This is a genomic window from Desulfovibrio sp. (assembly GCF_041907885.1).
In the GTDB taxonomy this organism is placed as follows: domain Bacteria; phylum Desulfobacterota; class Desulfovibrionia; order Desulfovibrionales; family Desulfovibrionaceae; genus Desulfovibrio.
On the sequence record NZ_JAYRGM010000038.1, the window covers coordinates 1 to 8,430 of the forward strand.

Sequence of the window (8,430 nt, forward strand, 5' to 3'; positions counted from 1 at the left end):
AAACGCGTATTTTGCAAATTCGTCCAACACCAGCCATCGCCTCCGCTTCGCTGCGGCGAGTTTAAGGAAGGCGACGCCACGCCCCGCTTTTGATGACGAGCGGCGAAAGGCAGAGGCACAAGAAAAGGGAGAGGAGCAACGAAAGGTCGGGGTTTGGTGCGGGCGGCGAAGGCAGAAGACCGGGACGGATGAAACAAAGTGTTTTTACGTGTAAGTGATGAAGGCCGGTAAACATTTGGTGGTGCTGTGATGGGCACAGAAAAGTTCTTGACGTCAACAATCTTGTGGGGATTGGGCTGAAGCGGAATACCATTCGAAGCGGAAGCGTGCTATGGCATTTACGCGTCGCGGAGGGAGATCACCTGAGCGAGCGGAGCGAGAGAGGGAAGCTCCCGCAGCGCAAGACGCGTGCCCTCGCCGTTTTGCGGAAGTTGAAAACTTTCTTTGGGGGTGCTTCGGGGGGGATGCAAGGGGGGCCGCGAAGGGGGCGCAGCCCCATAACCGGCCCCACCTTGCCGCGCGCCGCGCAGGCGTCCCAAACTTCGCCGGAGGGCGAAACCCCGTGCCCGCAGGGCAGAAAAATTAAAGGATAACTACTGCTCCACGCTAAAAGAGCCCGCGCGCCGCGCAGGCGTCCCAAACTTCGCCGGAGGGCGAAACCCCGCGCCCGCAGGGCGGCAAAAATCAAATTACCATTCCCCGCCGTGCAGGCGCTCCCCCCTAATTTAATACTGTCGGCGTATCCGTCGCCACAAGGCTGGCCGGATGCCGCAGCAGCAACAGCTCAAGCTCTTCAAGCAGAGCCTTGCAGCCATCGCCCTTTTTGGCAGAGATGGGCAGCGCATGCGGAAAGGCATCGGCCAGTTCTGCGCGGGCCGGGGCTTCCAGCTGATCCCACTTGTTCAGAATCATGAGCCTGGGCATGCGGTCGAGTTCCATTTCGGCAAGAATCGTTTCTACCGCGCTGATCTGCTGCAAAAGGTCGGGATGCGAGGCATCGGCCACATGCAGCAACAGGTCTGCGGCTTCCAGCTCCTCAAGTGTGGCGCGAAAAGCGTCAAAAAGTTCCTTTGGCAGATTGCGGATAAAGCCCACTGTGTCGGCCAGAATGATTTCTTTTTCTGCGGGAAAGCGCAGCCGCCGGGTGGTGGGGTCGAGCGTGGCGAAAAGCTTGTTTTCTGCCAGCACTTCGGAGCGGGTGAGGGTGTTGAGCAGGGTGGATTTGCCCGCGTTGGTGTAGCCCACAAGGGCGGCCAGCGGAATGCCCTGGCGTGAACGCCGCGCGCGGGTAAACGAGCGCTGCCGCCGTAACTGGTCGAGTTCCTTGCGAATGCGCGCCATGCGCTCGCGGATTTTGCGGCGGTCGGTTTCGAGCTTGGTTTCGCCGGGGCCGCGCCCGCCAATGCCGCCCATCAGGCGATCCATGGCGCGGTTTTTGCCCACAAGGCGCGGCTGCGTATAGCGCAGCTGGGCCAGCTCAACCTGTAGCTTGCCCGCGCGGCTCACCGCATGCTGTGCAAAAATATCGAGAATCAGCTGGGTGCGGTCAATGACCTTGCGCTCGGTGATGTCGGCCAGATTATGCAGCTGGGCTGGCGAGAGCTCGCCGTCAAAAATCATCATGCCCGCGCGGCCTTGCAGGGCCAGCACTTCAAGTTCGGCCACCTTGCCCTTGCCCATGATGAGGCGCGGGTTGATCTGCGCCACGCGCTGCACCATGCGGCCCGCCACGGTCAGGCCTGCGGTACGGGCCAGTTCTGCCAGTTCGTCGAGATTCCGCTCCTGTATGATGCGTGGCTGTGTGCTTACAGAAACCAGCATGGCGCGGGGGGTGTCATCCGCTTCACGGGCATCTTCTGCCTTGCGGGCCAGTTCTTCTTCCAGCGCTTCAGCGGTGGCGACAAACTGCGATTCCGTGCGGTCCCAGGGTTGCGGGGTGTCGAGGTGGTAGGGCTGACCGCCAGAAGGCGATGGCAGCAGATGCGCGGCCTGCCACTGCACGGGGTCGCCCACCGGGTTGACGGTAAGGGCCACCACGGCATCCAGCCGCAAAAAGAGCATATCCATCAGGTCTTCCTGGCTTATGCCGCCAGGATTCAGGTGGGTGTGCAGCAAGCGCAGCCCGCGCAGGCGTTCCTGCCCACTGCGGCCACGCGGCAGCTCGGGAATCATGATGCTGCCCGCTTCGCCCACAATAACCATTTGCACTCGGCCCTTGCGGTCGATGAGCAGGCCCACCTGCCGACCAAGCGCGCGTGAAAGCAGAGAGAGCTCCCGCGCCTGATCAACGGTGTAAACTTCCGCCGCCGGAAACCGGCGGTTGAACAACCGCGTGAGTGCTGCAAGCTGGCTCGGTTTGAGCCCCTGCACGTTGCCTTCTGGTTTAGGGATGGGATGCTCCTGCGGAAATAGAAATGTTGCACAGCACCCGCAGCCACTGCTTCCCATGGGGATGCAGGCTGCGGGTGCAGAACGGTTTGGTCAGCGGGGTATGAGCGGACTAGGGCCGCAGATACGAGGTGATCAGTGCATCGTAGCGCGAGGTGGCCTCAAAGGCGCGCGATGCCATGATCTGGCGGAATTCAAGACCCACGGTGGTGTCTTTTTCCATTTCTTCCATGGCGGCGGTGTACCACTGCGGCGAGGGCAACACCAGGATGCTGTGGAAGTTTTTGGCAGCTGCACGCAGCATGCAGGGGCCGCCGATGTCAATTTCTTCCACGGCCTGCTCAAGCGAAAGGTGGCGTTCCACCGCACCCGCAAAGTCGTAGAGGTTGACGCAAACGAGGTCAAAGGGGCGAATGCCCTTATCGGCCAGGGTCTGCATGTGAGTGGGCTCGTCCTTGTTGGCAAGAATACCCGCGTGAATTTTGGGGTGCAGGGTTTTGACCCGGCCACCCAGAATTTCGGGGAATCCCGTCACGGTGCTCACTGCGGTAACGGGCAGACCGGCCGCCTCAAGGGCCTTCTGTGTGCCGCCGGTAGAGATGAGCTCTACCCCCCGCGAGGTAAGAAACGTGGCAAACTCCACAAGGCCGCTCTTGTCCGTAACGCTCAAAATGGCGCGACGAATGGGCAAAATATCCATAAGCGACTCCTTGAAAAATGTCCCGGATAGGGTTTGGCGGCATAGTTACGCCATGTTTTTTATAGCGCAAAAAGCCCGTTTTGGCAATGCGTTGCGGTCAAGTCAGGGTTGCGGCCCCTTGCCTGGGCGCTTTGCTGCGGCTATGCTGCGGCAGGAGGAACTATGCAGCTCAAGCTTGTTTCATGGAATGTCAATGGTCTGCGCGCTGTATCTGGCAAGCCCGAATGGCAGTGGTTTGCGCAAACAGACGCGCAGGTTGTGGCCCTGCAGGAAACCAAGGCCCACCCCGATCAGTTGAGCGACGATGTGCGCGAGCCCGATGGCTGGGAATCGCACTGGTCGTGGAGCACGGTGAAAAAGGGCTATTCTGGTGTGGCTGTGTTCAGCAAGGTTCCTTCACTGCATGCCAGCATAGAGCTGCCCCAGACGGAATTTCAGGGCGAGGGGCGTCTGCTGCATCTGGAATACCCGCAGTTTCACTTTTTCAACGGCTATTTTCCCAACGGCGGCGCAGAAGAGCTGGACGACAACGGCAAGCCCACGGGCCGTTTCAAGCGCGTGCCGTACAAAATGGGATTTTTCGAGGCTTTTTTGGCCTATGCGGAAGAATGCCGCAAAAGCAAGCCCATTGTGGTTTGCGGCGATTTTAATATTGCGCACCGGCCCATTGATCTGGCCCGGCCCAAGCAGAATGAAAAATATACGGGGTTTTTGCCCGAAGAACGCGCCTTTCTGGACCGTTTTACGGCCATGGGCTATGTGGATACCTTCCGCCATGTTCACGGCGAGGCCGAGGGCAACTATTCGTGGTGGTCGTACAAAAGCCGGGCCCGCGAAAAGAACGTGGGCTGGCGTATCGACTATTTTTTTGTGTCGCAGGAACTTGTGCCGGCGGTGCGCGATGCCTGGATAGAAAAAGACGTCTTTGGCTCGGATCACTGCCCCGTGGGCCTGTGCCTGGAGTTTTAGGGCAGGGTAAATACAGCTGGTACGAAAAAGCCCGCCGCTGGCCGAGGGTGACGCATGAGCACCCCGGCCAGAAGCGGGCTTTTTTACGCTGCCGTATGCGTTAAAATTGCTGTGCCGGGTCTTAGTCCAGCAGGCCGAGCAGGCGGGCAACGCGCTGTTCGTTCAGGCCGGTGTGTACCTGAATGAGATCCTGACTGTGCTGCACGGCTTCCTGCTCCACCTGGGCAAGTGCGTGGCGCATTTCTTCAGAATTGAGCATGTGCGGGGTTCCGGGAACGGTCTGTTCCAGAACCGGCGCGGCAGAAGTGCCCGTCTCTTCATCGGCGGGAGCCGCCGGAGCCGCAGGGGTACTCTCGGCGCGGTTTACGGGCAGCATGGCGTTGACCCTTTCCTGAAATGTGGGAAAAACCGGCCCCAGATCATTATTGCGAAAACGGAATTCCAGTTCCATTGGGCATCTCCTCAGGCTTGACGCGTGGCGTCATTGCTCTCGCGCGGATGGCGCGGCGGCCATGTGGAAAAATTGACCGCCTGTTGGTAATGCCCAAAATCATGCAAAAACCAGGCCGAAAATGTGGTGGCTGTGCGGCAATGCCGTTTAATCCATTATTTTTACGAGCAGCCCCGGTGCAAGGCGCACCTGGCCATCCACCACAATGCGGTCGCCTTCGGCGATTTCGCCGTCCAGCACGGTTCGGTCGCCGTGCTCAAACAGGGGGCGAACCTTGCGGTAGCTGGCCCGGCTGTCCTTGTCCACCACATAGACATAGGATTCTTCCCGGCCCGACTGCACTGCTCTGGTGGGTACGGTGAGCGCTCCGGCCGCAACGCCGAGCGGCAGCTCGACCTGTACAAACTGCCCCGGCCACAGGCGGCGCTGGGCATTGGCAAAGGTGGCCCGCAGGCGGATTGTGCCCGTGCGGGTGTCTACGGTATTATCCACAAGGGTCAGCAGTCCGGTTTCGGGTTTTCCGCCCGCAGGGGTGGCCGAAACCGATACCCTGTCCTGTGCCATTTGCTCCATGATGACAGGCAGGTGTGCCTCTGGCACAGAAAAACCCACGTAGATGGGCGAAAGCGTGTCGATGCTGACAATAACCGTGGAATCTGCGGCCTTGACCATGTTGCCCTTGTCCACGCTGAGCGCGCCCACGCGCCCGCTGATGGGGGCCACCACCGTGCAGTAGCTGAGATCAAGGGCGGCGCTTTCCACACTGGCTTTGTCTGACTGCACCGTGGCGCGCAGGGCTGCGGCATCGGTGGCGGTTTTTTCGTAGGCATCGCGGCTCACATAGCCGCTGCCCACAAGCTTGCCGTAGCGGTTCATGTCGTCCAGGGCCTTGGCAAGCTGGGCCTGCGATTTGGCAAGCTGGCCCTTCTTTTCGCGCAGGGTCGCCTCAAAGGGGCGCGGATCAATGGTGATAAGCGGGTCGCCCTCGCGCACGTCCTGCCCTTCGGTAAAGTGAATCTGCTGTATCTCTCCGGTAACACGGGGTTTTACGCCCACAGAAGAAGAAGCCCGCACATTGCCCACGGCGTGCAGCAGGCGCGGCACATCGGCGCGTGCCACGGCTTCAACCCGCACGGGGGCCGGGGGCGGGGTGTTTTTTTTGCTGTCGTCCTGCGAGCAGCCCGCGAGAGAGAGCAGCAGCCACATGAGCAGCAGCGGCATACGCGCAAGCGGGATCTGGAATGCTTTCATGGGCCCCCCACAATAGGAACAATCGCTGGCAGTCGCCATGCGCGCCTCAAACGGTGAAGCAAGGCGTATGGCGCGTCAAGAAATTAGTTAGCCATGCACCTAACAATCTGCGTTTGCCGCCTTTTTTGCAACGATTGACATTCGACACGGTCACGGCATAATTACGCCGCATTTTTCAGACGATCATCCCTAGCCGCTTTATGAACGGCGGCAGTATCATCGGTCCGTATTCTGGGCTGAACCAACCATACATATGCGCCAGCGGCGCTTAAGGAGCAGGAATTGGCAAAAAACCGCGCATTGCAGCAGTGGCGGGTGGAGGATTCCATCGAGCTTTACGGCATCCGTAATTGGGGTGCCGGGTATTTTGACGTGTCGGATGCGGGCGAGGTTGTGATTTGTCCGCAGGGGCCCAAGGGGCCGCAGGTTTCGATACCAGAGGTTATCGCCGGGCTTAAAGAGCGCGGCTATGACATGCCCGTGCTGTTGCGCGTGGAGAATATTCTGGATTCACGCATTGCCAATATCCACGAATCGTTCCGCAAGGCGATCAAAAGCCTGAACTACACCGGCTCGTACCGGGGTGTTTTTCCCATCAAGGTGAACCAGCAACAGCAGGTGGTGGAAAAAATAGCCCAGTTTGGTTCTACCTATCACCATGGGCTTGAGGTTGGCTCCAAGGCCGAACTTATCGCCGCCGTGTCGCTTATGCGCGACCGTGAGGCCTGCATTGTCTGCAACGGCTACAAGGACGAAGAATTCATCGACCTTGGCCTTCAGGCTTTGCGCCTTGGCTTTAACGTGCTGTTTGTTCTTGAAATGCCCAGCGAGCTCGAAGTGGTGCTTGAACGCAGCAAGGCGCTTGGCGTGCGGCCCAATATCGGCGTACGCGCCAAACTGGCTGTCAAGGCCAGCGGGCACTGGACAGATTCTGGCGGCGAGCGCTCGACCTTTGGTCTTTCACCCGCCCAGATCGTGGACGTGGTGGATACGCTCAAGGCCAACGACATGCTCGATTGCTTCAAGCTGCTGCACTACCACCTTGGTTCGCAGGTTTCCAACATTCGCGACATCCGTACCGGCGTTATGGAAGGCGCACGCCTTTATGTGGGGCTGGTGGAGGAAGGCGCGCCCATGGGCTACCTTGACCTTGGCGGCGGCCTGGCCGTGGACTATGACGGTTCGCACACCAACTATGTTTCGTCGCGCAACTATACGCTCGACGAATACAGCGCCGACATTGTTGAAGCCATCATGAGCATTCTTGATGAGCAGAAGATCCCGCACCCCCATATTATTACGGAATCTGGCCGCGCTACCGTGGCCTACTATTCCGTGCTGCTCTTTAACGTGCTTGATGTGAGCATGGTGGAAGAAGTGCAGCTGCCCGACACCCTGCCCGAAGGCACGCCGGAGCCGGTGCAGAACCTGCGCGAAACCCTTGCCAACATCACCCTGCGCAACTTGCAGGAGTGCTACAACGACGCCATTTACTACCGCGATGAAATGCGCCAGCTTTTTTCCACCGGGCGCGTGAATCTGCGTCAGCGCACCCTGGCCGAGCGGTTTTTCTGGGCCATCATCATGCGCATTGCCCAGGAAAAAACGCGGCTCAAGACGATACCCCGCGACCTTGCGGATATCGACGTGAGCCTTGCCGATATTTATTACGGCAACTTCAGCGTGTTCCAGTCGCTGCCCGATTCGTGGGCCATCGACCAGCTGTTCCCGGTCATGCCCGTGCATCGGCTTAAGGAATTTCCTTCGCGGCAGGGCATTATTTCTGACATTACCTGCGACTCTGATGGCCGTATTGACCATTTTATTGATCCGCAGGGCATGAAGCCCACCCTTGATCTGCATCCCCTGCGTGACGGCGAGGAATACTACCTTGGCGTGTTCCTGGTGGGTGCGTATCAGGAAACGCTGGGCGATCTGCACAATCTTATGGGCGACACCAACGTGGTTTCCATACGCGTGCGGGATGACGGCAATTATGAGTATGTGCGCGAAATCAGGGGTGATTCTGTGGCTGATATTCTGAGCTATGTGGAATATGAGCCGCGCCGCATTCTTGAAGATCTGCGCAGTACCGCAGAGCAGGCTGTGAGGCAGGGGCGGATTTCGCCCAGTGACCGGTTTGCCATTATGCAGGTTTTTGAAGACGGCCTCCGCGGGTATACCTATTTTGAACGGTAGGCTGCGGGGTAGCTGCTGTTTGATTGAGATTCGGCAGTAGGGGAGGGGGATCGGGAGAGGTTTTGCGTTGATGGGGGCAAGAGCCTGTCAGCCGCATTTACGCAAACCCGACTTTTCCGCCCTGAATGCGTCAGCGCCGGGATTTTGATGCTCACGTACTTGAGTACGCTGCGCTCAAAATCCCGGCGCTTCCTTTTCAGGCCGAAAAACGCGTATTTTGCAAATTCGTCCAACACCAGCCATCGCCTCCGCTTTGCTTCGGCGAGTTTAAGGAAGGCAACTCAACGACCAGCTTTTGATGACGAGCCGCGAAAGGCAGAAAGGCAGAAGAAGGGGAAGAGGAAAGGCATAAGCAACGGACAGGCAAGATTTGGCGGCGGGGAGGCAGGAAAAGACAAAGAGGTTTTGTTCTTTGCTCCTGGAGAGAGCCTGTCAGCCGCATTTACGCAAACCCGACTTTTCCGCCCTGAAT

Annotated in this window: 8 protein-coding genes; 4 read left to right on the forward strand and 4 right to left on the reverse strand. The window is 58.9% G+C overall.

The features are described from left to right. Positions 1-214 (forward strand): hypothetical protein (locus ACE3NW_RS11910; RefSeq protein WP_374283683.1); only part of this gene is annotated, 214 nt, incomplete at its 5' end. 506 nt (positions 215-720) lie between these two features. Here the strand turns inward: ACE3NW_RS11910 and hflX are convergent. Continuing rightward, a complete protein-coding gene (hflX, locus tag ACE3NW_RS11915; protein ID WP_374283685.1) occupies positions 721-2,448 on the reverse strand; it encodes a GTPase HflX in 1,728 nt (575 codons plus the stop codon). A gap of 52 nt (positions 2,449-2,500) precedes the next feature. Next, positions 2,501-3,088 carry an IMP cyclohydrolase gene (locus ACE3NW_RS11920; RefSeq protein ID WP_374283687.1) on the reverse strand — a complete coding sequence of 196 codons (588 nt, stop codon included), beginning with the start codon at positions 3,086-3,088 and terminating at the stop codon, positions 2,501-2,503. 162 nt (positions 3,089-3,250) lie between these two features. Between ACE3NW_RS11920 and ACE3NW_RS11925 the strand changes: the two genes are divergently transcribed. Next, on the forward strand, positions 3,251-4,057 hold the full coding sequence (locus ACE3NW_RS11925) for an exodeoxyribonuclease III (protein WP_374283689.1): 807 nt from the start codon (positions 3,251-3,253) through the stop codon (positions 4,055-4,057). Positions 4,058-4,178: 121 nt separating this feature from the next. Here the strand turns inward: ACE3NW_RS11925 and ACE3NW_RS11930 are convergent, their stop codons facing one another. Both ACE3NW_RS11930 and ACE3NW_RS11935 read right to left on the reverse strand, forming a co-directional pair. Beyond that, the gene (locus ACE3NW_RS11930) at positions 4,179-4,508 is read right to left on the reverse strand and encodes a pseudouridine synthase (RefSeq protein WP_374283691.1); all 330 of its coding nucleotides are present in this window, start codon (positions 4,506-4,508) and stop codon (positions 4,179-4,181) included. A gap of 147 nt (positions 4,509-4,655) precedes the next feature. Continuing rightward, positions 4,656-5,759 (reverse strand): efflux RND transporter periplasmic adaptor subunit, encoded by a 1,104-nt coding sequence (locus tag ACE3NW_RS11935; protein WP_374283693.1) that lies wholly within the window; start codon positions 5,757-5,759, stop codon positions 4,656-4,658. A gap of 282 nt (positions 5,760-6,041) precedes the next feature. On the opposite strand from ACE3NW_RS11935, the gene speA reads away from it, so the two are divergent. Both speA and ACE3NW_RS11945 read left to right on the forward strand, forming a co-directional pair. Continuing rightward, the gene (speA, locus tag ACE3NW_RS11940) at positions 6,042-7,958 is read left to right on the forward strand and encodes a biosynthetic arginine decarboxylase (protein ID WP_374283695.1); all 1,917 of its coding nucleotides are present in this window, start codon (positions 6,042-6,044) and stop codon (positions 7,956-7,958) included. 147 nt (positions 7,959-8,105) lie between these two features. After that, the coding region (locus ACE3NW_RS11945; RefSeq protein WP_374283697.1) for a hypothetical protein at positions 8,106-8,430 on the forward strand (325 nt) is incomplete at its 3' end.

Excerpts from the sequence above, each read along its gene's own strand:
- hflX (WP_374283685.1), bottom strand. The coding sequence starts at position 2,448 with ATGGGAAGCAGTGGCTGCGGGTGCTGTGCAACATTTCTATTTCCGCAG.
- ACE3NW_RS11920 (WP_374283687.1), bottom strand. The coding sequence starts at position 3,088 with ATGGATATTTTGCCCATTCGTCGCGCCATTTTGAGCGTTACGGACAAG.
- ACE3NW_RS11925 (WP_374283689.1), top strand. The coding sequence starts at position 3,251 with ATGCAGCTCAAGCTTGTTTCATGGAATGTCAATGGTCTGCGCGCTGTA.
- ACE3NW_RS11930 (WP_374283691.1), bottom strand. The coding sequence starts at position 4,508 with ATGGAACTGGAATTCCGTTTTCGCAATAATGATCTGGGGCCGGTTTTT.
- ACE3NW_RS11935 (WP_374283693.1), bottom strand. The coding sequence starts at position 5,759 with ATGAAAGCATTCCAGATCCCGCTTGCGCGTATGCCGCTGCTGCTCATG.